We start from the raw sequence: 24,496 nt of genomic DNA on the forward strand, positions 1-24,496 counted from the left end.
CGGAACTGCTCTTTTTCGTTTTTCAGCCACCGTTGTCCATCAGTATGAAACCCTTGCTCTCACGCGTAGAATCCAAAAAAGTAGATAAGGCCGCTGCCATGCTTAAAGTACTGGCTCACCCAAAGCGGTTGGCCATAGTAGATTTGCTTGGCAAAGAGGATAAAATGACCGTAACGGAAATCTACCGTACGCTCGATTTGCCTCAAGCAATTGCTTCTCAGCACTTGATTACCCTCAAAGACCGTGGCATTCTGTCTTCGTTCAAAGTGGGCACTAAAATCTATTACTCGCTTTCCATTCCGAAGCTGCTCGACGTTATCGACTCGCTCGAGGAGTGCTGCGACACGATGTAGTACAAGCGTTAAGCTTGCGCAAACCTGAAAAAGACCGCCATTTGACGGTCTTTTTTCATTGGTGGTAGGTTCATTGATCTTACAAGCATTTTCTGTCTTGTAGCACGCTACACGCGCCTGTCACTCCGACGTAGGAGGAATATGCAGTTCAGTACTTGAACTCAGATTCTTCCTGCGTCGGAATGACAACTTCGTATTGGGCCAAATGTAGATCCAGTAAAGCAACAAGCCCCTGCCGCTAGCTTAGCGGCAGGGGCTTGTTGTATTGGTAAGGGCAATTAAGCTACTGTTGGCTGATTTTCCAGGTCGAACAGGTCGGTGAGGACGTCGATGAGCTGGTCGGCTTCGCCACGCTTGCAGGCGGCTTTCAGCTGAATGACCGGGTGCTTGAGGATCTTCTGCATCAGCGACTTCGTTACCTCATCCATGCGGCGAGCTTCCTCGGGGCTCATCTTCTTCTGGAAGCGGTCCATCTCTTCCTGCCGAATTTGCTCTAGCGCATTCTTCAGCTTTTGGATGGTTGGCGACACCAGCATTTCCTTGCTCCAGTCGTTAAGGCCCGTAATGCTTTCAGCAATGATGGCGCGTACCTGCGGCACGGCGGCCAAGCGCCGCTCAAGCGCGGCCGAAGCTTTGCTCTGGATGGAATCGATATTGTAAACCAGCACGCCCGGTACGGTTTCAACATCACTCTCTATGCTGCGCGGCACCGAGAGGTCGATGAAGAACTTGTAGCTCAGCACGTCTAGGTTAGCTACCAACTCGCGGGTGAAGAAAGGCGTGGGCGCATTGATAGACGAGATAATCACGTCGGCCTCCTTGAGGCCCTGCGCCAAGTCTTCGAAATCCAGAATCTTGAGGCCACACTCGGCGGCCAAGATGGCAGCTTTCGAACGGGTACGGTTGCAGATCGTGACGTCGGTGAAGAACTTGCTGTCGCCGAAGTGGCGGCAAACGTCTTCGCCGATTTCTCCTAAGCCTACAATCAGCACCCGGGGGTTGGCTACATCGGCAGTTAGCTCTTCTACCAGCTCCAGTGCGGCGTAGGAAGTGGAGGCGGCACCGTCGCGGAAAGAGGTTTCCTGCTGCACGCGCTTGTTGGTGAAGAACACCGTGTGCAACAACCGGTGCAAAAACGGGCCGGCCGCATCTTCATCGGCCGACCATTGGTAGGCCTGCTTCACTTGGTTGCTGATTTGCAGGTCGCCTACCACCTGCGCATCGAGGCCCATGGCCACGTCGAAGAGGTGCTGCACGGCCTCGTCAGCAGAGTCGAGGATATCGAAGTAAGGGAAGTACTGGCTAACGTTGGCCAAGTTCTTGAGTTCACCTAGGGCCTCAATGATGGCCGGGCTCTGGTCACGGTCGGCAGCGTAGTACACCTCGGTCCGGTTGCATGTGCTAAGCACCAGCAAATCGGTGAGGGCTAACTCGTGGTGAAGAGTATGCAGAAAGCGGCGGCAGGCGGCTTCGTCCAGCGCAATCAACTCCCGGATTTCCAGGGGAGCTTTCTTGAAGGACAGGCTGACGGCCTTGAAGGGGTGAGGCATAGCGAATGGCAACTGCAATTGCAGGCGGCAAAATTACGGCACAAATCGATATGATGAAAACAGCGAGGAGGACCGTGTGGTTCAGCGAAAGTTTAAATTACCAGTAAGACACTTGTAAGCGACATTTTGCGTTATCAGGCCACTGAAAATAGTTGCAAGCAACGTCAGCTTGACGCGCAGCAACGACGTTTTTGGCCGCTCCAAACTCCTCAGTAAGGCTACTTTATGCGGTGCCGCATCCCGCAATAGCAGGAGTTGTACCTTCGTGTAAGCACCCGTTCTGGTAGACTACTCGTACTGGCACACCAAATGGTTGCTTAGGTCTTTCGTTGCGAGCTGCCTCATCTTTCGTTGCCTTCCTTACGTCCTTGATAGCCATTTACGACCAAAAAACCCGCATTAAGCTGCTCATCATAGCAGTAGCACTGCTCATTGCGGCCGCCACCGTCATCTATACCAACGTGCTGGTGCAGCGCGTATCAGAGCGGGAACAACAGCAAATTGCCCTCTTTTCCAAGACCTTGCGTTACATCACCAACACCGAGGAGCAGTCCAACGTGTCGTTTCTGATGGACGAGATTATCCAAGCCAACAAGACCATTCCGGTTATTGTGGCCGACGATGCTGGTAATATCGTGGATGCTAAGAATGTTGCTATTCCGAAGGGATTGAGCCAGCAGGCCACTACTGCTCTTTTGCAGCGGGAAATTTCGGCAATGCAGCTAGCCCACCCGCCTATCATCATCGAGTTGGGCGCTTCAAAGCGCAGTTATATCTACTACAAGGACTCGGCACTACTGGCCCAGCTCCGAACGTATCCGCTGGTGCAGCTGGCCGTTATTGCCTGCCTTGGGGTTATTGCCTACTTCGCGTTTAGTTACTCACGCCGCTCCGAGCAAAACCGGGTATGGGTGGGCTTGGCTAAGGAAACAGCACACCAACTCGGTACCCCGCTTAGCAGTTTGATGGCTTGGCAAACGTATTTGAGCGAAAGCGAAAGGTTTAAGGATGAGCCGATTGTAGAAGAGCTAGGGAAAGACATCCGGCGGTTGCAGATTATCACGGAGCGTTTCTCCAATATTGGCTCGGTGCCAGTGCTCAAACCCGAAAACATCTTGCGCACCACCCAAAACGCTATTTCCTACTTGCAAAGCCGCGTATCAAAAAAGGTGGTCTTCGAAATAAAGACCGACCTGCCGACCGACACCCCCGCGCTACTCAACATCCCGCTTTTTGATTGGGTAATAGAGAACATCTGCAAGAATGCAGTGGATGCTATGGATGGCCGAGGCAGTATCACACTGCATCTGCGCCGCCCCGTGCGCGACAAAAAATCCATTGCCATTGACATCACCGACACCGGCAAAGGCATCCCAAAAAGCCGAATCGACCGAGTGTTCTTACCGGGCTATACTACCAAAAAACGTGGTTGGGGACTCGGGCTTGCTTTGGCCAAGCGCATCATCGAGAATTATCACCAAGGCAAGCTTTTTGTGAAGTGGAGTGAAGTAGGCCGCGGCACTACGTTTCGTTTGATACTGAAGGGATAAGCCTACTTAGATAGCAGCTATATTATTAAGCTTTAAAAATATTTTATACGTCTTATACAACCATAACTAGCTGTGTTACCCTCTTTGGAATAAAGCAGGACAGTAAAGATTTCCGAAGTGGAAATCATCATTTAATTCAGATCGGCTGACGAAGCTCATTCGGTCCGATTGTTGAGCTATTCTGCGTGTTTCTATCTATCATTTTCACTTTTACCTATGAAGGTATATTCCACTCTCAGTGGGGCGGTATTAGCGGGGTTGTTAACAATTAGTACATCATCTTTTGCTCAACAAGCACCTCTAGCGTGGCAGCGAGTGCAACGCTTGGGTTTAGCAACAGCAGGTGCGCGTGCTGCCGCTACTGATGCTGACGGCAACACGTATGTGGTTGGTGGTTTTTTGGGTACAGCACAATTTGGGAGTTCGACATTCACTAGCCCTTCTGCAAATAGCAGCGAGGGTGACGCTTTCTTGGCAAAGCTAGATGCGCAAGGTGCCGTGCTATGGGCACGACAAATTACAGGCTTCCGCTCGGAGTCTGTGAACGGCGTGGCAGTGGATGCTGCTGGTAATGTAAGCATAGCCGGTACGCTGCAGCATGATGCTATTTTCGATGACGTGACTATGTTGCAAGGAGCATCCGTTGTTAGTAGGGACTTATTTGTAGCGCGTTACGATGCAAATGGAACTGTGCTGTGGGCCCGTAGCTTCGGTGGGCCTACCGACGACGTGGATTCTATGATAGGTAACGGAATTGCTGTAGATGCGGCAGGCAACGTATATGTAGCAGGTGGCCTGAAAGGTGAAGCTACAGTGGGCACCACTACTTTGAATAACACTGCGCTAGAGCACGTGCCAGTGCTGCTAAAGCTAACTTCTGATGGTAATGTAGCCTGGGTTCGTCAAGGCCAGCTAGTCGGTAATGCTTTAACTTCACCATACGGTGGTGCTTCCGCAGTGGCTGTTGATGCCACAGGCAATGCTGTCCTTTGTGGATCTTTTAATGGAAGTTTAAACTTGGAGGGCGTATCGCTGCAAACTGTTAGTACCCAAAGCCAGATGTTTGTAGCGCGCTTTGATGCAACCGGTAACCTGCAATGGGCCCGGGAGAGCATTGGCTCCACAAAAGTTCAACCTAATGCGGTGGGCATAGATGCGGCAGGTAATACGTATGTGGCAGGAGTGTATGAGGGAGCTACTGCATTTGGCTCGCTAGCCCTCACAACATCTGGACAGACCAACGGCTACTTGGTAAAGTTTGACCCGAGTGGATCAGCACAGTGGGCGCGTACCGTTGGTAGCAGTCAATATACCGCTATTAATGGGTTGGCACTAACACCTTCCGGAGACACCTACGTAACCGGACAATTTGCAGGTTCTGCCCTGCTAGATGCGGCTACCACCCTGAATAGCCAAGGCAATTCGGATATTCTTGTGGCTAGCTATAATACACAAGGGAACTTGCGTTGGGCTCAGCAGGCGGGTGGACCTAGTTCTGATATAGGCACATCCGTGGGCGTAGATGCAACTGGACAGGTGTATGTGAGTGGTATGATTGCTGGGCCAGTTACTTTTGGTACCCACATACTCAGTGGTCCGCTGATGCCATTTGTAGCCAAGCTTGGCATGCAGCCATTGGCCACAGCCGCAGCTACTACCTTGCGGAGCTTGACTTTCAACCCGAATCCGGCCACTGAAATTGTTTTTCTGCCCTCGTTGCCCGTCGGAACACAAGTGATGATAACAGATGCTCTTGGTCGTTCCATTCGGAAAAGCGTCACTATTGCTTCCGTTGCAAGCACACAGGTTTCAATAGCTGGTCTTGCCCCCGGTACATACTTGTTGCGTGCTACTGACCCAAAGGGTCTGCAATACGGTGGCCGCTTAGTAGTGCAATAGCTCATTATTACAAGCAAACAGCCCGCTTCTTCACAAAGGGAAGCGGGCTGTTTGTTTAAAGTATAATACCGACGTTGCTACTATTCCTTGGCGGTTATCGTCTCGGAAGCTTCGCGGGCTTTCTTGGCTTCGCTGCGATTGGTGATTTCCACGTAGCTGTTGCCGGTGACGGGCTTGCCGTTGTGCGTGCCTTCCACGCGGCACATTCCTTCCCAATAGTGCATCTTGATGCCCGCAAACAGCTTTAGGGTTAGCTCCTGGTCGGGCATGACGGGCGTGATGGTGAGGTCGTAGCCTTTGCTTGGGATGCGCAGACGCCACTTGCTGGGGTAGCGCAGCCGCGAGTGGGGACTCGTCCAGTAATCGGTGGTTTCCAGCTGAAAATCCTCTTCGTTGAGGTGAGTGTTCTGGGCTTGCGTGCCGTAGTGCGAACCACCCCCGATGTGCTGGCCAGTGCCTCTGTTGTAGAGCTGGTAAGCCATGATTTCTTCTTGGGGCTCGTTTAGCTGAATACTGAACCAGTCCCAACCCAAATCCTTGGTCGTGACGCTGTTGCAGTTCCACTGCCGGTCGTACCATAGTTCGCCTTCCACTTGGCGCGTTTTGCCGGCTATTTCTAAGGTGCCACTAGCCGCGAGGCGGGGGTAGCTGTAGTAGCCCGCAGTGGCAGTGGGACCGTACTTCTCGTAGCCAGTGCCGCTGTGCAGCAGAACCGGTTTGGCGGGAGTGGTAGTCAGGTTGATGGCCTGGTCGGGGTGGGCGGCCATGCGGGCCTGCAAGTGGTAGCGGCCTTCCTGACCGGTTAGGGTCCAGCGTTGGTCTTTTTTCTGGGTGGCCAGGTTGAGGGGTAGGTTGGCAGCCAGCAACTGGGGTAGGCGCTCCACCTTGTAGTCGTAGCGGAACTGCTTCTGCTGCGGATCAGTGAGGGCGAAGTTGACCATTTGCCAGTCCTTCTTGCCCGTGACGTTGAAGTGGAAAAACACGTATTCCACCCCGAACGTCTCGCCGGTGGCTTTGTCGCGCAGGTGGCCGGTGAAGTACCACCACTCCAAGGAGTTTTGTTTGTGCACGGCTTCTTCCTGCGGCAACTGTGCTCGCTCGGCCTGAACGTCGTACTTATTAGTGGGTTTGAGGGAGCAACCGGTGGCGGTGAATAGCAGGATGGAAATAGTAAGGAGCAGGTTCTTCATACCCCGCAATAAGGATTTCAGGGGCGGAAAGGTTTGGTCGAGCTGTGAATTCGAGCAGCATTGTGCACCTGCTAGGTATGGATTTCAGCTTGGGCAGGAGTGTCGCATTCTATTAAATAGGTGGTCGGAAGCTGTGACTAACGGCGCCGAACTGGCCGGGATGTTGCCGAAAGACCACCCATTATTATAGGCATTGGTACTGTGGGAGTTAATAGTTCTAAGTAGATATTCAACGACTCCAGTGAGTTGCGTTCAAGTGCGACGGTAACCCTTTGCTGCGCATAGCCTTGCGCCTGAATAATTAGCGTCAAGAGTAGCTGACTTTCATTTGTTGATGGTAGTAACAATGAAAAACTGCCATCGACTGCTGTGACAGTTTGGATGGTGCTGCCCTCAACATTAACTGTAGCACTGGGCAGCGCCATGCCGTTTGGTAGCCGTATCCAACCTCTTACATTGGTGCCAAGCGGTGGAAGTGGAGACGCCAGCGGCTCGGTGATAGCCGTACTAATATGAACTTGGTCGGGAGCATGTTGCGCTACACTGGTGTCAGCAGCCACCTCCCGCAGCCCTAGCACTGCCGCCGTAGCCGCCACCCATGTCCGCCAGCGGGGAGTGGGCATCGGTGGTGGAAGCAACGGCCGCTGCAACTGGTCTTCCCGAAACCGGCCGCAGGTTGAGCTGACTTGGCTAAGCAGAGCTAGAATTTCGGCGTCGGTTTTCTCTGTAAAGTCCACCACTACTTTGTTGCAAGCGGCGCAATGGCGGCCCTGCGTGGTGGCAGTCATGGTGGCCCAGTTCTCGTGGCAGGGCGTTGGGACGGTGAGTGTAGTGCGGGTGCGCATTGGTTAGTCATTGGGTTCAACTAGTTGATGCCAGACCACACTAGATTCCACACGTGGCCACAGAATATTTTTGATGGCTCCACCATCAGAAGACCACGCCTACTTTAATAGCGGTTTTGCCGGCGGATTGTGGCGCATAATCTTACCCATAATTTGTCCTCGGCCGGGTACCGACTTTAGCCGCACCAAGAGTGGGGCAGCAGCAGGAGAAGTTTTCACGGATACCAGTTGCTGCTTGTGCACGAAAGGACTGCCTTGGACCCGCAACTGCACACGGTTCTTCTGCACAGGTGCCCATTTTTGCAGCATCGTGAAGCTAAAGTTGCCTTGTTCATCCGTGACGGCGCCGTATTTGGTGTCGCCGATGAATATCTCGGCACCGGGCACACCCAGGCCAGTGGAGTCGTCGAGGACGCGGCCTCGGATGGCAACTTGGCCTTTGGGAGCAGTGGCGTGCGTGTCGGCCTGTTCGGTGGGGCGCGGTATGGGACGTAGCGGTGAAAAGGCCGCCACTTCGTCGGCGGCTAATAGCGGCTTTAGGCCCAGCAATGCCACGGTGGCTACCAGCCAGCGGCGCCAGCATGGTGCAGGTGGTGCCGCAAATTGCCCAGCCCGAAAGTAACCGCAGACACTGCCGGCCGTGGGCTGCGCTAGCCAAGCTATAACTTCCGCCTCGCTCATTTGGGAGAAGTCCACAACTTCATGCTGGCAACTGCCGCAGAAGCGGCCGGCGGTGGTGGGCGTCATGGCGGCCCAAGATTTCGGGCAGGGCAACGGAACAGAAATGGCCATGCGTATAGAATTAGGAAATGGAATTACCTGATAGATGCTAGCTCAGGTTAAAATTCACACCAGTGTAAGAAGAATCTATCTAAAAATCAGGCCGGAATCGGAAGGCACGGGGCTACTGCCGCTTCTTACCCAACTCACGCTAGACTAGTCATCCGAGGACTTGATATGCAGCTCCGCCGCATTATTCTGTATCTTTTGCCCTCTCAACCATTATCCTGCTTTGTCTACACCGCTTCCTCCTAGTCGCCTGACCGGCCTGTTCCGCCGCAAAAATCTCGACGACCTATTGCTCAGCCCGCCCGCCGACGCCGACGGCCACTCTCCCGGTGGTGGCCTGGCCCGGCACCTCACCGTCCGCGACCTGACGGCGTTGGGTATTGCCGCCGTTATCGGGGCGGGTATCTTCAGCACCATTGGCAATGCCTCCCACGACGGGGGGCCGGCCGTGTCGTTGCTGTTCGTGTTTACGGCCGTGGCCTGCGCGTTTTCGGCGCTGTGCTATGCGCAGTTTGCGGCTACCATCCCAGTTAGCGGCTCGGCTTACACCTACGCCTACGCTTCGTTCGGGGAGCTGGCCGCCTGGATAATCGGCTGGGCGCTGATCATGGAATATGCCGTCGGCAACATCGTGGTGGCTATATCCTGGTCGGACTACTTCACGGGCCTCATGGATGGCATTGGGGTGCATATTCCCATCTGGCTGACTATGGGCCTGCAGAGCGCCCATAAGCACTACAACGAGGTGCTGGAATTGATGCAGGCAGGCAAGCCCTTGGCTGATGCTACGCCCACGCAACTAGCAGGCTATCAGGCTTGGGCCTCGGCTCCACAATTGCCAGGCGGTTTGCGGCTGGTCATTGATTTGCCGGCCGGACTCATTACGCTGCTCATCACAACAGTGGTATACGTTGGCATCAAGGAGTCGAAGAATGCTTCCAACCTGCTGGTGCTGCTCAAGCTGACGGTGGTGGCCGTAGTTATTGGCGTGGGCGTGTTCTATGTGAATCCTAGCAACTGGAGCCCCTTCGCCCCGAACGGGATTGGTGGGGTGCTAAAAGGTGTGTCGGCTGTGTTCTTTGCTTACATCGGCTTCGATGCCATTTCCACTACGGCTGAGGAGTGCAACAATCCGCAGCGCGACTTGCCCCGAGCCATGATTTATGCCCTCATTATCTGCACGGTGCTCTACGTGATTATCACGCTGGTGCTGACAGGCATGGTGAGCTACACCGAACTAGGCGTGGGCGACCCGCTGGCGTTTGTGTTTCAGAAAGTAGGCCTGAACTGGCTGGCCGGCGTGGTGGCGGTGAGTGCCATTTTTGCCATGGCTTCGGTGCTGCTCGTGTTTCAGATTGGCCAACCCCGCATCTGGATGACCATGAGCCGCGACGGACTGCTGCCCCCGGTATTTGCTCGGGTGCACCCCAAGTTTCACACGCCCTCGTTCAGCACCATTGTTACGGGCTTCTTCGTGGGCGTGCCGGCTATGCTGCTCAACATGGACCTCGTTATCGACCTGACCAGCATCGGTACGCTATTCGCCTTTGCGCTAGTGTGCGGCGGCATCCTCATTATCGACCCGTATGGCAAGTCGGATGCTCGTTTCAAGGTGCCCTACATCAACGGACAGTTCCTGGTGCCGCTCCTGATGTTGGTGGGTATCGTGCTGGTATTCACCTACAATCAGGCCGGCTTGCAGGAATTTCAGAAAGCCTTGAGCAGTGGTTACGACGAAGCCCGCCACTATATTCCGATGCTGGTGTTCCTGCTGTTTTGCGTGGCACTAGCTTGGCTTTCGTTTCGCAAGCGCCTCTCGTTGCTACCTACCCTTGGCCTGCTGACTAATCTGTACCTCATGACGCAGCTCGGTGTGAACAACTGGCTGCTGTTCTTCGGCTGGCTGATTATTGGGCTAGCCTTGTACTTCAACTACGGCTTCAAGCACAGCAAGCTCGGGCTAAAGCACATGCCGGCCGGCCGCTAAATTACCTGATGGTTGCTGCCTTATTGCCAAACCCGCTGCCTGATTCAGGTGGCGGGTTTGTTGTGTATTTCCGCTTCACTATTTCAGTTTATTGCCTCTATTCCAGTTGCTATGCCCGTTGATTCCACGCTTGCTATTCGCCTCGAAGCCTCTCGCCAAGAGCTGCTGGACTTAGGAATGCGCAACCCGCTGCTCAACTTTCGCCTCTCCAAAGCGCAAGGTGTGGCCGTGGTGCAAGAGGAAGCGGCGGCGGTGTATGAGGTACTGGTCCGCCAAGGGAAAGCCATGTACTTTCAGGCGGTGCCCGAACCAGTTAAAAAGGCGAATTCAACACCGAACGAATGGTCTGAATCTAGCCATGAGTTGCCGGAATTGGTTTCCTACATGGCCGAAGCCCCACCGCTGCTTCCCACCGAAGCCGAGCGCCAAGCCTTGCTGGCCGACAACAAGCTGCAAACTGCCGAGCCACTAGTCAAGCTGGAAAGCCGTCTGCTAAATACTTATTACACAGCGCGTACCAGCCTGGAAGAGCAAGGCGTGAACATCTTATATCTGGCGTTGGGCACCCTCACCTGGTACGAAACCGACAGCAGTGAAGAGGCTCGCCAGGCACCGCTGGTGCTGGTGCCCGTGCTGCTAGAGCGGGGTACGGCGGCCGAACGGTTCAAGCTGCGCCACACGGGCGCCGAAGTGGAAGGCAATTTGTCGTTGGAGGCCAAGCTAAAGGCGAGCTTTGGGTTGGCACTACCCGAACTGGACGAAGAAAGCCCTCTGGCCGATTACTACGCAGCCGTGCGGGAAGCAGTAGCCAGTAAGCCACGCTGGCGAGTGGAAATCAACAGTATCGCGCTGAGCTTCTTCTCTTTCGGGAAGTTCATGCTCTACCGCGACCTTGACCCTGCTACCTGGCCAACCCAAGCTACGCTGCTCGGCCATCCGGCCATTGCCGCCCTGCTCGGCACCGATACCGGGTTTCAAGATGCTGCCCCAACCATAGGCGACACCGCGTTTCTGGACACCGAAAGTCCGGCGGCTGAGCTGCACCAAGTGCTCGATGCCGATTCGTCGCAGCTGCTGGCGCTGCTGGCAGTGCACGAGGGGCGCAACCTAGTGGTGCAGGGGCCGCCCGGTACGGGCAAGTCGCAGATCATTGCCAACCTGCTGGCTGAGGCTATTGGAGCAGGGAAGAAGGTGTTGTTTGTGGCCGAGAAAATGGCGGCGCTTGAAGTGGTAAAGCGCCGCCTCGATACCCTGGGTTTAGGAGCGGCTTGCTTGGAGCTGCACAGCCACAAAGCCAACAAAAAAGCCCTCCACGACGAGCTAAAAGCCACGTTGAGCTTGGGCCGCCCAGCCACGGCGGGGGCGGTAGAAGACCAAATGGCGCAGTTGCCCCGCTACCGGCAGACGCTCAACGACTACGCGCTGGCCGTAAATGCCCCACTCGGGCGCAGCCGGCGCACAGCCCAGCAAGTAACTGGCGAGCTATTGCGCCTGACCGAAGAACGGGGCACGGTGGAGCTGCCGCGCATCGCGTTTTCAAACCAGGCCGCCTGGACGGATGCCGATGCCGCCCGCGCCCAGGAACTAGCTGCCCGTCTGCAAGCTGTACTGCAAAAAACGGGGGTGCCCGAAAAGTTGCTCTTCTGGGGCAGCGAACTGACGGTACTGCTCCCCGCCGACCAGCAAGCACTGGCAACGAGCCTAAGCGAGGCACAAGAGGCCGTGGCAGCGCTGCAAACCGCCGCCGAGACTTTGGCTCGCCACCTGGGCCTTCCCCTCCCGGTTGACCGCGCCGCCGCCGAAAAGCTGGTGCCGGCTGCTCGTCATGCGCTACTTGCTCCACCCTTGGTGGGTATGGCCGTGGCCGATGGTGCTTGGTTGCAGCAAGCCAGTTCTCTTGCCGAAACCTTGCGCGCCGGAGCGGCTTACACTGCCCTTTACCAACAATACGAAGCCACCCTACTGCCCGAAGCCTGGACCCAACAGCTGCTCTCGGAGCGTACCGCCCTGCTTTCCTACGGCGACAAATGGTGGAATTTTCTTAGTGGTGACTACCGCCAGGCCCGCAAGCGCCTGCAACGCTTGTGGCGCCCTGCTCTACCCAAAGAGGCTACGGACATAGTGCCAGTTATCGACGCCATTCACGAGGCCGCGCGCCATGCGGCCACAGTAGCCGACGCCGGGCCATTGGGCCAGCAATTGTTTAGATCCGCTTGGCAGGGCACGCGCTCCGAATGGCCAACACTGGTCAAGGCGCAGGAGTATCTCACTCTAACCCACCAACGCATCAGCTGGGGCGAACTGCCCGCTGCCTTACTAGAATACTTGGCGCGCGTCGGCGCTGCAAGCCATTCGCGCACTCGTGGAGTAGCCCTGGCCCTAGGCGATACCAATCATACCGGCGCCGAATTCTTAGCTCCATTACCTTCAAGCGCCTTAGAGTCAGATAGCTATGAAACAGACGCTACGTCTGGCTACCATATCCCGGAGGCTTTGCCGCAGCTTCTGGCGGCTCTCGAAACTGCTCTAACTCGTCAGCGGGCTGCTGTGCAGACGTTGGTTGACAGGTTGCGGCTGAACGAAGTGCGCCGGTTTGGTCCCGATGGACGGTTGCAGTTTCAGCGCTTTGCCCAGCAGCGCGAAATCTTGGCTGCTTGGGCTACTAGCTTATCGTCATTGCAACTAGTTATCGAGTGGAATAATGTGGCCGCCACCGTGCAGGCGGAGGGTCTGCCGGAATTGCTCTTGCTAGCCGAGCGCTGGGTGCCCGCAACTGAATTTTTGGTGGCCGCGGTGCGTCAAACGTGGCTGGAGTTTTTGCAAAGACAAGCCTACGAGCAGTATCCTGCCTTACGCCAATTCGAGCGGGCGGGACACGAAGAATTGGCCACTCGTTTTCGCCAGGCCGACCGGGACTCGCTGCACTACAACCGGGTACGGGCCATGCGCCAGCACTACGAAGGTCTTCCGAATCAGCAGGCCGGTGGGCAGATGCTGATTCTCAAAAACGAGTTTGCCAAAAAGAGTAGGCATAAGCCCTTGCGTCGCCTGATGCAGGAAGCTGGGCGGGCCATTCAAGCCATCAAGCCGGTGTTTATGATGTCGCCGCTGTCGGTGGCCAGTTTTCTGCCACCCGGCGCCGTAGGGTTCGACTTGGTGGTGTTCGACGAAGCTAGCCAAGTGAAACCCGTGGATGCGCTAGGCGCCATTGCCAGAGGCAAGCAGCTAGTCGTGGTCGGCGACTCCAAACAGTTGCCACCCACCTCATTCTTTGATTCGCTGACGGGCCTCGGTAAAGCGCTGGATGAGGAAAACGTAACGGCTGATATTCAGAGCATTTTGGAGCTGTGCAAAGCCCGCCAAATGCCCGAGCGCATGCTGCGCTGGCACTACCGCAGCCGGCACCAGTCCTTGATTGCTGCCTCCAATCATCTGTTCTATGACGATAAGCTGGTCGTCTTTCCTAGTCCGGAGGGCAACGAGCGGTTGGGGTTAATTTACCATCATTTGCCCGACACCTACTACGAGCGGGGTACCACTCGCACCAACCCGCAGGAAGCCGTGGCCGTGGCCGAAGCCGTGCTGCAGCACGCCCGCAGCACACCCAATCTGACGCTGGGGGTAGTAGCCTTCAGTACCCCGCAGCGCCAAGCCATTCAGGATGCGCTCGAAATTCGCCGCAAGCAGCACCCCGAAACCGAAGTGTTTTTCAACCGCCATGCTCACGAGCCGTTCTTTATCAAAAATCTGGAAAACGTGCAGGGCGATGAGCGGGACGTTATCCTTGTCAGCATCGGCTACGGCCGCACTATGGAGGGCTCCCTCACCATGAGTTTCGGACCGCTCAACGGGGAAGGAGGTGAGCGGCGTCTCAACGTGCTGATAACCCGCGCCAAGCAGCGCTGCGAAATTTTCACTAACCTAACCGCTGCCGACCTCGACCTGACCCGCACCACTGCCAAGGGCGTGGCGGCACTGCAAACATTCCTTGAGTTCGCGCAGCACGGTCACCTAAGCCAGCCTCAAGAACTTAGCCGTGAAGTGGAGTCGCCGTTCGAGGAAGTGGTGTACCGTGCCCTCACCGCCCGCGGCTATACTATCCGCCCACAGGTCGGCTCGCAAGGTTTCTACATCGACTTGGCGGTGGTAGATCCTGCCCATCCTGCGCACTACCTGCTTGGTATAGAGTGCGATGGGGCCATGTATCATGCTGCCCGCTCGGCCCGCGACCGGGACCGGCTGCGCCAAGAGGTGCTAGAAGCCGTAGGCTGGCGCCTGCACCGCATCTGGAGCACCGACTGGTTTCGTGATCCGGCGCGCGAATTGGAACGAACCGTGCAAGCCATTGAAGAGGCCCGGCAGGCTTCTGCAAGTGAAGATGCTGGTGCAGAGAAAGATGAAATAGTGGAAAAGGATGCGAAACCTATTGGTATCGTGCGGGAAGAAGCACCGGTCAAGTCTATGCTCGTGGCGGAGCCTTATCAGGTGGCCCAGCTGCCGGCCGCGGTAGGGCATCGGGAGTTGCACCAGCATAATCTAGGCCAGGTAGCCAATTGGTTGGCCTCCGTCGTGCGCATCGAAAGCCCTATCCATATCGAAGAGGCAACCCGCCGGTTGGCGCAGGCCAGCGGCGCCACGCAAGTAGGGGCCCGGATCCGTAAGGTTGGTCAGGATGCGGCGCTGCTGGCCCTGAATCTGCGCCATTTACGCCGACAGGGCGACTTCCTATGGGAAAATACCATGCAGCAACCGCCCCTCCGCGACCGAAGCAACCTGCCTGCCATTTCGCGCAAACTTGCCTTTGTATCTCCCGAAGAGTTGGCCCGGGCCCTACGTACTATGGTGGAGCAAAGCTTCGCGCTGCCGCGCGAGGCGGCCTACTTGTCTACTGTGCGCCTGCTTGGCTTTAGCCGGCTCAGCGACGACATGCGCCAACAACTCGACACCGTGCTGGCTGACTTGATAGAACGCAGTGAGATAGAAGACGTGCACGGAGTGCTGAAGCCAGTTGGGTAGCAACTAGCATCTGTGCTCTTTTGACCTTGCAGCCACTCTTTCGGCGACGTAGGGCTACTGAATTAAAAGGAAAAATTTCGGCATGCGTGTTACCAAATTTCTCTGACGGCCATCCGTCCGAATGGCTATAGCAGGGCTGCAGGCCACCTTTTAACCTGATTATAGCTTGTAGCTAGGGAATGTTGTCTTGGAGAGCCTACCCCATACTTTATATTAGAATTTATATATACTTATCGACTTTAAATTAAAACCCTAGCTTGCTGTATCTCAATAAATACTGTTTGCATCCTAGGTACATGGCACGACTGAAGATTGGAGTTATCGACTTAGTTTGTAAAGGACCAACCACCACCCTGTGGGCCCGCGCCATGCACGCGAACCTAGCCAGCATTATGCCGCAGGTGGTGGCGACGTGGTGCGAAGAAGAAGGCCACGATGTGAAGCTGATTTGCTACACCGGCCTCGAAGATTTGCGCAAGGAGTTGCCCAAAGGTGTGGACTTAGTGTTCATCAGCGCCTTCACCGAATCGGCCTTGCTGGCATATGCGCTCAGCAACTACTTCCGCAGCCAAGGCGCCGTAACGGTACTCGGTGGCCCCCACGCCCGGTGCTACCCGGATGACGCGGTGCAGTACTTTGATTTTGTGCTCGGCTTTACCAACCAAGGCACCATCCAGGAAGTGCTGCACAACTGCCAGCCGCAGCGCCCCGAGGGTAAGCACCTGTCGGCGGGCAAGCAGCCGAGCCACTTGCCGGGTGTGCGGGAGCGGTGGAAGTTCATCGAGCCAACGTTGAAGAAAGCACCGGTGCTAAAAATGGTGCCCATGATTGGCAGCGTTGGCTGCCCCTACACCTGTGCCTTCTGCATTGATGCTACCGTGGACTACCAGCCCATGAGCGTGGACATAATCAAGGAAGATTTACGCTTTCTGCTCACCAAATTCAAGAAGCCCGTGGTGGGCTGGCACGACCCCAACTTTGGTGTCCGGTTCCACGAAACTATGGACGCCATTGAGGCCGCTGCCCCACTCAAGAGCTTCCGCTTCCTGGCGGAAAGCAGCTTATCTATTCTCACCGAAGACCACTTGAAAGTGCTGAACAACCACGGCTTCGAGGCCCTGCTGCCGGGCATCGAATCGTGGTACGAGTTGGGCAACAAGTCGCGCACTTCGCGCATGGCGGGCGAAGAGAAAGTAAAGCGCATTGCCGAGCACGTCAACCTAATGTTCAAGTACGTGCCGTACGTGCAAACCAATTTCGTGCTCGGCCTCGACAGCGACTCTGGCGACGAGCCGTTCGAGCTAACAAAGCGGTTCGTGGATCTAGCACCAGCGGCTTTCCCGGGCTACTCGTTGCTCAGTGCTTTCGGCGAGGCGGCCCCACTCAACCTCGATTACCAGAAAAACAATCGGGTGCTGCCTTTCCCCTTCCACTTCCTCAACAACCACTTGGCCATGAACGTGAAGCCCGCCAACTACGAGTGGGTGGACTTCTACGACAAAGTCATCGACCTCACGGCCTACACATTCTCGAAGAAAGCCATCTACCGCCGCTACATGGCTTCGCCCTCTCGTGCTTCCAAGTGGATGAACACCATGCGGGCCATCTCGTCGGAAGGCTACGGCCGGCTGCGGTTCTTCAAGCAGGTGCGCCAGAACCTGCTGCACGACCGAAGCTTCCGGCAGTACTTCGAGGGAGAGTCGCAGGAGTTGCCAGCCTTCTACAAGCAGATCATTCAGAACGACTTGGGCATTTGGTGGGAGTGGCTACCGAAAGGCGCTATGGACCACAACCAAAATGCTTACCTGCACAAGAAAAATGGCACTGCTTTAACGGCCTAGCTACCAGTAAAAGATGAAAAAGGGGTCGTCATGCTCAGCATGACGACCCTTTTTTGATAATCGATGAGTGTAACTCACTTTGCCCGGTGAATGATGGCTACGCTTGCCAGGATAATTACCATGCCGAGCAGGTGCCAGAGGTTGAAATCTTCGCCATCAAGCAGGCCCCAGCCCAGGGCTACTATCGGAATCAGGTAGGTATTGGAAGACGCAAACAGAGCAGTGGAGCTTTGGATGAGTTTGTTGAAGAGCACCATCGCCACGGCTGTGCTCATGGTGGCTAGCAGGGCAATGTAGCCGAAAGCTGGCCATGCACCCGGTACGGAAGCCAACTTGGGCAGGAAGTCGGTGCCGAGCAGCAGGAAGGCCAGCGCCGGGCCGCCAATAAAGAGCAGCAACAAACTGGTGACGGCCACTGCCGGAATGCTGTGCAAATGGTTTTTTATGATGTTCACGCTCACCCCGTAGCCGAACGTGGCCAGCACGATGTAGAGGCCGTACCAGGCGTTGCCTTCCCCCGTGGGCGTGGCTTCCCCACCGCTGCCGCCTAGCAGCATCAGCACCACTGTGCCTACCAAGCCGAGCACAATACCAAGCACCCGCAGCCCCGTTAGTTTCTGTCCGAAAAAGGCGGCGCCTACCACCAGCGTAAACACCACCGTCAGGGCATTGAGCACGCCCGCTAGCCCTGAGGCCAGCCGAGTTTCGGCGTAGGCAAATAGAAAAGCGGGAATGAGTGTGCCTACTACACCGCTGAACAATAGCCACTTAATTCGGCTTCGGTCTACCTTGCTTAGGTGCTTCAGCGCGAAGGGTAGCAACAGCAGTGCCGCCACACTCACGCGCGCCGCTCCTAGTTCCAGTGCCGAAAACACCACCAAGCCCTTTTTCATCAGGATGAAGGACGTTCCCCAAATGCTAGCCAGTACCACCAGCAGCCCCCAAGCCGAAGCAGGAATCTTGTGGGGTGGGGGAGGGGAAACGGGTGGCGAAGCAGGCGCCGTGGTAACGGCCGGGGCGGGGGAGGTGGGCATAGCGCGGGCAAAATAAAACTCTGTCATCCGAAGGCGGTGACCGAACGACCTTGGCGCGCAACAACAACGCCACAACGGCGACTTGTGCTACCGTAAAAGGTTCTTCGGCTACCGCCTCGGGATGACAGACAAAAAAGGTGCTCGAAATGAAATTACCCTACTAGTACGGGCTCGGCGGCAATAATTTCATCTAAAATGGCATGCACTTCTTCCACCGAATCGGTTTCGACGAGGCGCATGCGCCAGCTTTTGGCGCCTTCGAGGCCGCGGAAGTACTGAGCGTAGTGGCGGCGCATCTCGAAGATGCCCACACGCTGGCCTTTCCACTCGATGCTCTTGTCGAAGTGCATGCGGCACATGTTTACGCGTTCCTCCACCGTGGGCGGCGCCAGCAGCTCGCCGGTGGCCACGTAGTGCTTTACTTCCCGGAATATCCAGGGGTAGCCAATGCTGGCCCGCCCAATCATGACGCCGTCCACGCCGTAGCGGTTTTTATACTCCACCGCCTTTTGGGGCGAGTCGATGTCGCCGTTGCCGAAAATAGGAATGCGGATGCGCGGGTTTTCCTTGATTTTAGCGATCAAGCGCCAGTCGGCGTCGCCCTTGTACATCTGCACGCGGGTACGGCCGTGTACGGTAAGCGCTTCGATGCCAATGTCCTGCAGCCGCTCCGCTACGTCCTCCACGTTCTTGGTCGAGTCGTCCCAGCCGAGGCGGGTTTTCACGGTTACGGGCAAGTGGGTGGCTTTCACCACGGCCGAAGTCATTTCCACCATCTTCGGAATGTCGCGCAGCAAGGCAGCGCCAGCACCGCGGCAGGCGACTTGCTTCACGGGGCAGCCGTAGTTGATGTCGATAAGGTCGGGGCCAGCCAAGGTGCTGATGCGGGCGCACTCGCCCATGGTTGCCACGTCGGAGCCGAACAGTTGGATGCCAATTGGCCGCTCATAGTCAAACACGTCGAGCTTTTTGCGGCTCTTGGCGGCGTCGCGGATCAGGCCTTCCGAGGAAATAAACTCGGTGTACATCAAATCGGCCCCGTTGGCTTTGCACACGGCCCGGAACGGCGGGTCCGACACGTCCTCCATGGGCGCGAGCAGCAGCGGGAAATCGGGCAGAGCAAGGTCGCGGATGTGTACCACGGATAAAGAAGGTTAGCGGATTTTGCGCAAATTTACGACATATACAATGCGCAGCGCTTAGGTCGTTCCACAAGCAGTATCCAGAGCAGACTTACGCACCACGCACATTCGGTTAGGTACCGAACACAACGCACTAAGCACTAAAAAAGATGAAAGGTTTCGTGTCCAGCCGTTTGCACCCTTTTGCCAACTTATTGCTGCTGGTTGGGCTCATGATCCTGGCCGCGTGCGTGGCTGGCTTTCTGATGGCCGTATTAAGCAATTTGCTGTTCGGCGTGGGGCTGCTGGAAATCGGAAACGTAACCAACAAGCCGGATACCTACGCCAACGGCTGGGGCGTTTCGATGCTCACGCAGGGCGTATTTCTGTTTGTTGGCTTTGGCGGGGCGGCCTTAGCGCTGCCACTCATAACTGGCTATTCCTGGCAAGATTATTTTGCGCCGCGCCGTCCGGTGCCTTCCCAGTGGCTGCTGCTGGCCGCGGGTATCATCTTGCTGAGTATACCGTTTATGTCGGGCATAGTGGAGTGGAACTCGAAGGCGCATTTCCCCGGCTTCTTGCAGGGCTTTGAGAAAGATGCCCGCGAGCTGGAAGATCGGGCGCAGGTGCTCACCAAATACCTAACGCAGTTCACCACCTTCGGCCGATTTATCGTGGGCTTGGTGGTTATTGCGGTAGTGCCCGCCATCAGCGAGGAGCTAGTTTTTCGGGGAGTGATTCAGCGTAACCTTGTGCAGTGGTTCAACTCCCGGCACGTGGGCGTATGGCTGGCGGCGGCCATTTTCAGTGCTATTCACTTCCAGTTCTTTGGCTTTGTGCCCCGGTTTGTGTTGGGCTTGGTGCTCGGGTACTTATATGAGTGGAGTGGTAACATCTTAGTACCCATGGCGGCCCACTTCACGCAAAACGCCTTCCAGATTGTGCTGCTCTACATGCAGCAGCGCCAACTCCTCAGTACCGACACCTTCGACCCCGATTCCAACGAAGCTTTGCCGTGGTGGTTGCAACTGTTGTCGCTGCTCCTGACGGGGGCTTTGCTCTGGCAGCTCTACCGGCACACTCTGCGCCCTACCGCCGATCCGCTGCCCACTCAACTGCGCACCCTCAGTGGGGGAGGAGTGGCTACGCATGCTGTTCATACCACTCCCATCATGGGCCGTACCATCAACCACGAGGGGGTGGACGTAACGAAAAGCTAGCTTCGGGCTGTTTTTTGCTAGTGAGGAGCTAGCTCATCGGGGCGGCTGCCCCGCCACCGATTTCCAACCCTCTTCATCTGGCCGTTAGCACCGAGTTAGCGGCCCCTCACGAGTTATTTCACTCACCCAGCAACCTTGCTTCCCTTGTCCGAAACTGCCGCCCCTACTGCCTCTCCCGAACCCACCGTGCCAGGCAAAAAGCCCATGTCCAACCTTGCCCAACGCATAATCTTTGGGGTGATTGGGGCCGCCATGCTGCTGTTCTGCGTGTGGTACAGCGTCTGGACGTTTGCGGTATTTTTTGGGCTGGTGCAGATGCGCATGCTGTGGGAGTTTTACCGCATGATGCGGGTTGCTGGCTACAAGCCGGCAGCGTTGCTAGGCGGGGGGATCAGCGTCCTGATTTTTGCTGGTGTGTTGGGACTTACTGTGTTTGCCCGTTTAGCTGAAGAGGCTGTTCCAGTGGCCGCCGCCGATTTTCACTTGGCGGGCTCTATACTCATCGGCATCATTATTCTGCTACCAGTGCTGCTGCTTGCGCGCGAGATGTATGCATGGCCGCGTATCAACCAGCAAATCAATCCGTTTGCCAACGTCGGTATCAATCTGCTCGGTTTGCTATACGTAAGCTTACCCATGAGCTTTCTAAGCTTGATTGCCTACGGCCCTACCAGCTACGACTACCGTCGTATCTTGGCATTGCTGCTACTCGTTTGGTCATCGGATATTGGCGCCTATGCGGCCGGCAAGACGTTCGGCAAACACAAGCTGGCCCCCAAGATTTCGCCTGGCAAAACCTGGGAAGGCGCCCTTGGCGGATTTCTGCTTACGCTCGGAATGGGCTGGGCGCTCGGCTACTTACTGCCCGAATTGTCGATTACCTACCGCCTGGTAGTGGCCGGTGTAGTAGCTGTCTTTGGCCCCCTCGGCGACTTGGCCGAGTCCATGCTCAAGCGCAGCGTCAATGTGAAGGATTCGGGCCGCATCATGCCCGGGCACGGCGGTTTGCTCGACCGGTTCGATGCCTTCCTTTTTATCCTGCCAGTACTCGCGCTGCTGCAGCTGGTAACAAAATAAAAATGCGCCTCAAGGAAGTTTCAGCACGGTTATTGGTAGCCGCAGCCAGCTGAATTACTTTCTGTTAGCGTACAGATGCAGACATGCTATTGCGTTTCAAGCGTAGTTCATAGGACCTTAACAAGGGTTTTTTGCACCTCGTCGGGCTTCCTCTCGTATGTGCTAATCCCGTTACCTTTGACCCGTTAAATCTCGCGCGCGGCTGTTGCATCCCACCGCTTACAGCTGCCGTTTTTTATTTCTTCCCCACCCCCAACCCCCTTACCCTTACACGTATGGCTGCCACCACGGTGTACAAAGAACCGGCTCCCTTAGTGGACCGCGAAAACCCCCTCGAATCCATGATGTCACGCTTCAACGTGGCCACCGAGATTCTAGGGCTTGATGATGAAACCTACGAAGTGCTGAAAGCACCCGACAAGCAGGTAATCGTGCACATTCCCGTTACAATGGACAACGGCAAAGTGCGCGTTTTTGAAGGCTACCGCGTCGTACACAACACTATCTTGGGCCCCTCGAAAGGCGGTATCCGCTACGACAAAAACGTACACCTCGACGAGGTAAAGGCCCTGGCCGCCTGGATGACTTGGAAGTGCGCCGTAGTAGACTTGCCTTATGGTGGCGCTAAGGGCGGCATCATTTGCGACCCTACTACCATGAGCGCCGGTGAAATCGAGCGTCTGACCCGCGGCTATACCATGGCCATGAAAGACGTGTTTGGTCCCGACAGAGACATTCCAGCTCCTGATATGGGTACCGGCCCGCGCGAAATGGCGTGGCTGATGGACGAATTCTCGAAGACGGTAGGCGCTACATCGCCAGCCGTTGTGACAGGTAAGCCACTAGTAATGGGGGGCTCCTTGGGCCGCACCGAGGCTACGGGCCGTGGCGTAATGGTATCGGCGCTGGCTGCCATGAAGAAGCTCGGCATGGACCCCAAGCAGGCGTCGGCCGCCGTACAAGGCTTCGGCAACGTGGGCTCTTGGGCTGCTAAACTGCTCAGCGAGCAGGGTTTGCGCATCAAGTGCATATCCGACGTGAGTGGTGCCTACTGGAATGAAGCCGGTATCAACATCGACGATGCTGTAGCGTACAAGAATGCCCACAAAGGCCGCCTCGATGGCTTCACTGGTGCCGTCTTGATGGAAAATGCCGACGACCTGCTCACCACCGACGTAGATGTGTTGGTGCCCGCTGCCGTTGAAGACGTCATCACCGAGCACAATGCCCACGACATCAAAGCCAAGCTGATTGTGGAAGGTGCTAACGGCCCAACCGCTGCTTCGGCCGACCCCATCATCAACGAGAAGGGAATTATGGTGGTGCCCGACATCTTGGCCAATTCCGGTGGCGTAACGGTTTCTTACTTCGAATGGGTACAAAACCGCCAGGGCTTCAAGTGGACCGAAGAAATGGTAACCGAGCGCGCCGACCGGATTATGTCGGATGCTTTCGAGAAAGTGTACGCTACTTCGCAGAAGTATAAAGTGCCTATGCGTATTGCTGCCTATGTGGTGGCCATCGATAAAGTGGCGCAGACGTATAAGTTCCGCGGCGGTTTCTAATCGGGCGGTTTCCCTCAATTGCAGTGTTGTTGGCAGTTAACCTCAAGCGTTTCTGCGAACCCACTATATTTGCTTGCCGATAGCCCGGGCCGGTGGCTCGGGCTATCTTTGTATAGTTTAGCAGGTGGTGTGCCCGAGCTCGATAACCAAGGAATTAAGGCTTGCTAGTTCATGTTTCCAACAAAGCTGCTGTATCAGCTACATCAGTCCAATCAGCGCAAATCAGTGATTGAAAAGAGCGTCTGTATCAGCGAAGTCAATAAAACCAGCGCAAATCAGTGATTTATGAAGATCCACAAAGAAGGCCGACGTATCCTGCTCTTTACGCTGCTAGGACTGCTAGCTGTTAATCTAGTTTTGTTTCGCGTGAATGCCCGTCATGCTACCTTCAACCAGATTTTTGCTGGTATCTCGGTGGTAGTATTCCTGACGCTGCTGCAGTTTTTCCGGAGTCCGGCCCGCCGGCTTTTCACCCACGAAGACCTGATTACGGCTCCTGCTGATGGCAAAGTAGTGGTGATAGAGAATGTGCACGAGTCGGAGTATTTCGACGATGAGCGCAAGCAGATCAGCATTTTCATGTCGCCGATCAATGTGCACATCACGCGCAACCCAATATCGGGCATCGTACGCTACTTCAAGTATCATCCTGGCAACTACTTAGTGGCCTGGCACCCCAAAAGCAGCACTAAAAACGAGCGGACCACGGTAGTAGTGGAAAGTGAAGCTGGACCCTTGGTATTGTTCCGCCAGATTGCTGGAGCTATGGCCCGGCGCATCGTGTGGTACGTGAACGAAGGCGACGAAGTAAGCCAGGGCGAGGAATTCGGCTTCATCAAATTTGGCTCACGCGTTGACATTTTCGTGCCCGTCGACACAGAGGTGAAGGTGCAACTTGGCGAGAAGGTGAAAGGCGGCCAAACTGTCATTGCACAACTGAAAACCGAATCGCCAAGCCTGTTTTAAGGAAAGTAAAGTAGGGCTACATCCATTTTGTGTGTAGTCTTATTTCAAGCGTTTAGATAATGCTTCAGGGCCTAACTGTTCATCACATGATGAATTGTTAGGCCTTATTGATTTTATGTCGTTGTGCGCTTGGTAGATGTAAATCAAGCATACCAACTGGCTATATCTGTATAGCACTCAGAAAGATGTAATCAGCGTAATAGGTTTTCGTAGAAAATACTGATCCTGTGTATAGTTACTTGAACCAACAGATTTACGCTAAATGAAAAAACAGCGCAACAAATAGCATCTTTAACTGAAGAGCTTGGATATTGTTATAGTAAGCTATTTCATTGGCGTATCCGTAGCAGCGTGCTGTCATTGTGTGGGCGGGTATTGCTTAGGATTAATATCTGGCAAATAAGAAAGTAGGTAACTAACAGGAACATAAAGCTCCTGAGGGTTAATCAATCGTTTGCACATTATTGCAACCTGTATCCATGTATGATGCTGC

The 24,496-nt window shown here is 55.5% G+C and carries 16 protein-coding genes; 10 read left to right on the forward strand and 6 right to left on the reverse strand.

Translation table 11 applies throughout. The annotated features are described in order from the left end of the window. Positions 1 to 44: 44 nt before the first annotated feature. The gene (locus tag P1X16_RS14880; protein ID WP_243798306.1) at positions 45 to 353 is read left to right on the forward strand and encodes a metalloregulator ArsR/SmtB family transcription factor; all 309 of its coding nucleotides are present in this window, start codon (positions 45 to 47) and stop codon (positions 351 to 353) included. 278 nt (positions 354 to 631) lie between these two features. On the opposite strand, the gene hemA is transcribed toward P1X16_RS14880, so the two are convergent. Then, positions 632 to 1,903, reverse strand: coding sequence for a glutamyl-tRNA reductase (gene hemA / locus P1X16_RS14885; protein ID WP_277230476.1), 1,272 nt, complete (start codon positions 1,901 to 1,903; stop codon positions 632 to 634). Positions 1,904 to 2,271: 368 nt separating this feature from the next. Here hemA and P1X16_RS14890 point away from each other — a divergent pair, with 368 nt between their 5' ends. Both P1X16_RS14890 and P1X16_RS14895 read left to right on the forward strand, forming a co-directional pair. Further along, entirely contained in the window at positions 2,272 to 3,453 is a 1,182-nt protein-coding gene (locus tag P1X16_RS14890) for a HAMP domain-containing sensor histidine kinase (protein ID WP_277230478.1), read from the forward strand. A gap of 471 nt (positions 3,454 to 3,924) precedes the next feature. Next, a complete protein-coding gene (locus tag P1X16_RS14895; protein ID WP_277230481.1) occupies positions 3,925 to 5,352 on the forward strand; it encodes an SBBP repeat-containing protein in 1,428 nt (475 codons plus the stop codon). Between the two features lie 80 nt (positions 5,353 to 5,432). Here the strand turns inward: P1X16_RS14895 and P1X16_RS14900 are convergent, their stop codons facing one another. The 3 genes from P1X16_RS14900 to P1X16_RS14910 form a co-directional block, all read right to left on the reverse strand. Then, positions 5,433 to 6,542, reverse strand: coding sequence for a lipocalin family protein (locus P1X16_RS14900; RefSeq protein ID WP_277230484.1), 1,110 nt, complete (start codon positions 6,540 to 6,542; stop codon positions 5,433 to 5,435). 137 nt (positions 6,543 to 6,679) lie between these two features. Beyond that, entirely contained in the window at positions 6,680 to 7,387 is a 708-nt protein-coding gene (locus P1X16_RS14905) for a carboxypeptidase-like regulatory domain-containing protein (protein ID WP_277230486.1), read from the reverse strand. 99 nt (positions 7,388 to 7,486) lie between these two features. After that, the gene (locus tag P1X16_RS14910; RefSeq protein ID WP_277230489.1) at positions 7,487 to 8,179 is read right to left on the reverse strand and encodes a carboxypeptidase-like regulatory domain-containing protein; all 693 of its coding nucleotides are present in this window, start codon (positions 8,177 to 8,179) and stop codon (positions 7,487 to 7,489) included. A 220-nt stretch (positions 8,180 to 8,399) separates the two neighbouring features. On the opposite strand from P1X16_RS14910, the gene P1X16_RS14915 reads away from it, so the two are divergent. The 3 genes from P1X16_RS14915 (at position 8,400) to P1X16_RS14925 (ending at position 17,020) form a co-directional block, all read left to right on the forward strand. Continuing rightward, positions 8,400 to 10,163, forward strand: coding sequence for an amino acid permease (locus P1X16_RS14915; RefSeq protein WP_277230491.1), 1,764 nt, complete (start codon positions 8,400 to 8,402; stop codon positions 10,161 to 10,163). A gap of 111 nt (positions 10,164 to 10,274) precedes the next feature. Beyond that, entirely contained in the window at positions 10,275 to 15,179 is a 4,905-nt protein-coding gene (locus P1X16_RS14920) for a DUF3320 domain-containing protein (RefSeq protein WP_277230494.1), read from the forward strand. Between the two features lie 296 nt (positions 15,180 to 15,475). Next, the gene (locus P1X16_RS14925; protein WP_277230497.1) at positions 15,476 to 17,020 is read left to right on the forward strand and encodes a radical SAM protein; all 1,545 of its coding nucleotides are present in this window, start codon (positions 15,476 to 15,478) and stop codon (positions 17,018 to 17,020) included. Positions 17,021 to 17,094: 74 nt separating this feature from the next. On the opposite strand, the gene P1X16_RS14930 is transcribed toward P1X16_RS14925, so the two are convergent. Next, positions 17,095 to 18,054 carry a DMT family transporter gene (locus P1X16_RS14930; protein ID WP_277230500.1) on the reverse strand — a complete coding sequence of 320 codons (960 nt, stop codon included), beginning with the start codon at positions 18,052 to 18,054 and terminating at the stop codon, positions 17,095 to 17,097. A 152-nt stretch (positions 18,055 to 18,206) separates the two neighbouring features. Beyond that, the gene (dusB, locus tag P1X16_RS14935; protein ID WP_277230503.1) at positions 18,207 to 19,196 is read right to left on the reverse strand and encodes a tRNA dihydrouridine synthase DusB; all 990 of its coding nucleotides are present in this window, start codon (positions 19,194 to 19,196) and stop codon (positions 18,207 to 18,209) included. 149 nt (positions 19,197 to 19,345) lie between these two features. On the opposite strand from dusB, the gene P1X16_RS14940 reads away from it, so the two are divergent. From P1X16_RS14940 to P1X16_RS14955, 4 genes are all read left to right on the forward strand, one after another. Further along, entirely contained in the window at positions 19,346 to 20,395 is a 1,050-nt protein-coding gene (locus tag P1X16_RS14940) for a CPBP family intramembrane glutamic endopeptidase (RefSeq protein WP_277230507.1), read from the forward strand. 144 nt (positions 20,396 to 20,539) lie between these two features. After that, positions 20,540 to 21,472, forward strand: coding sequence for a phosphatidate cytidylyltransferase (locus P1X16_RS14945; protein ID WP_277230510.1), 933 nt, complete (start codon positions 20,540 to 20,542; stop codon positions 21,470 to 21,472). A gap of 275 nt (positions 21,473 to 21,747) precedes the next feature. Next, the gene (locus P1X16_RS14950) at positions 21,748 to 23,037 is read left to right on the forward strand and encodes a Glu/Leu/Phe/Val dehydrogenase (protein WP_277230513.1); all 1,290 of its coding nucleotides are present in this window, start codon (positions 21,748 to 21,750) and stop codon (positions 23,035 to 23,037) included. Positions 23,038 to 23,322: 285 nt separating this feature from the next. After that, positions 23,323 to 24,003, forward strand: a complete 681-nt coding sequence (locus P1X16_RS14955) for a phosphatidylserine decarboxylase family protein (protein WP_277230515.1) — start codon at positions 23,323 to 23,325, stop codon at positions 24,001 to 24,003. The last annotated feature ends 493 nt before the right edge of the window (positions 24,004 to 24,496 follow it).

It is taken from the genome of Hymenobacter sp. YC55, from assembly GCF_029433095.1.
Classification (GTDB): Bacteria; Bacteroidota; Bacteroidia; order Cytophagales; family Hymenobacteraceae; genus Hymenobacter.

Bases quoted from the DNA above. Each gene is read 5' to 3' on its own strand.
- P1X16_RS14920 (WP_277230494.1), top strand. From the start codon at position 10,275: ATGCCCGTTGATTCCACGCTTGCTATTCGCCTCGAAGCCTCTCGCCAA.
- P1X16_RS14900 (WP_277230484.1), bottom strand. From the start codon at position 6,542: ATGAAGAACCTGCTCCTTACTATTTCCATCCTGCTATTCACCGCCACC.
- P1X16_RS14880 (WP_243798306.1), top strand. From the start codon at position 45: ATGAAACCCTTGCTCTCACGCGTAGAATCCAAAAAAGTAGATAAGGCC.
- P1X16_RS14925 (WP_277230497.1), top strand. From the start codon at position 15,476: ATGGCACGACTGAAGATTGGAGTTATCGACTTAGTTTGTAAAGGACCA.
- P1X16_RS14955 (WP_277230515.1), top strand. From the start codon at position 23,323: ATGAAGATCCACAAAGAAGGCCGACGTATCCTGCTCTTTACGCTGCTA.
- P1X16_RS14905 (WP_277230486.1), bottom strand. From the start codon at position 7,387: ATGCGCACCCGCACTACACTCACCGTCCCAACGCCCTGCCACGAGAAC.
- P1X16_RS14950 (WP_277230513.1), top strand. From the start codon at position 21,748: ATGGCTGCCACCACGGTGTACAAAGAACCGGCTCCCTTAGTGGACCGC.
- hemA (WP_277230476.1), bottom strand. From the start codon at position 1,903: ATGCCTCACCCCTTCAAGGCCGTCAGCCTGTCCTTCAAGAAAGCTCCC.
- P1X16_RS14940 (WP_277230507.1), top strand. From the start codon at position 19,346: ATGAAAGGTTTCGTGTCCAGCCGTTTGCACCCTTTTGCCAACTTATTG.
- P1X16_RS14930 (WP_277230500.1), bottom strand. From the start codon at position 18,054: ATGCCCACCTCCCCCGCCCCGGCCGTTACCACGGCGCCTGCTTCGCCA.
- P1X16_RS14910 (WP_277230489.1), bottom strand. From the start codon at position 8,179: ATGGCCATTTCTGTTCCGTTGCCCTGCCCGAAATCTTGGGCCGCCATG.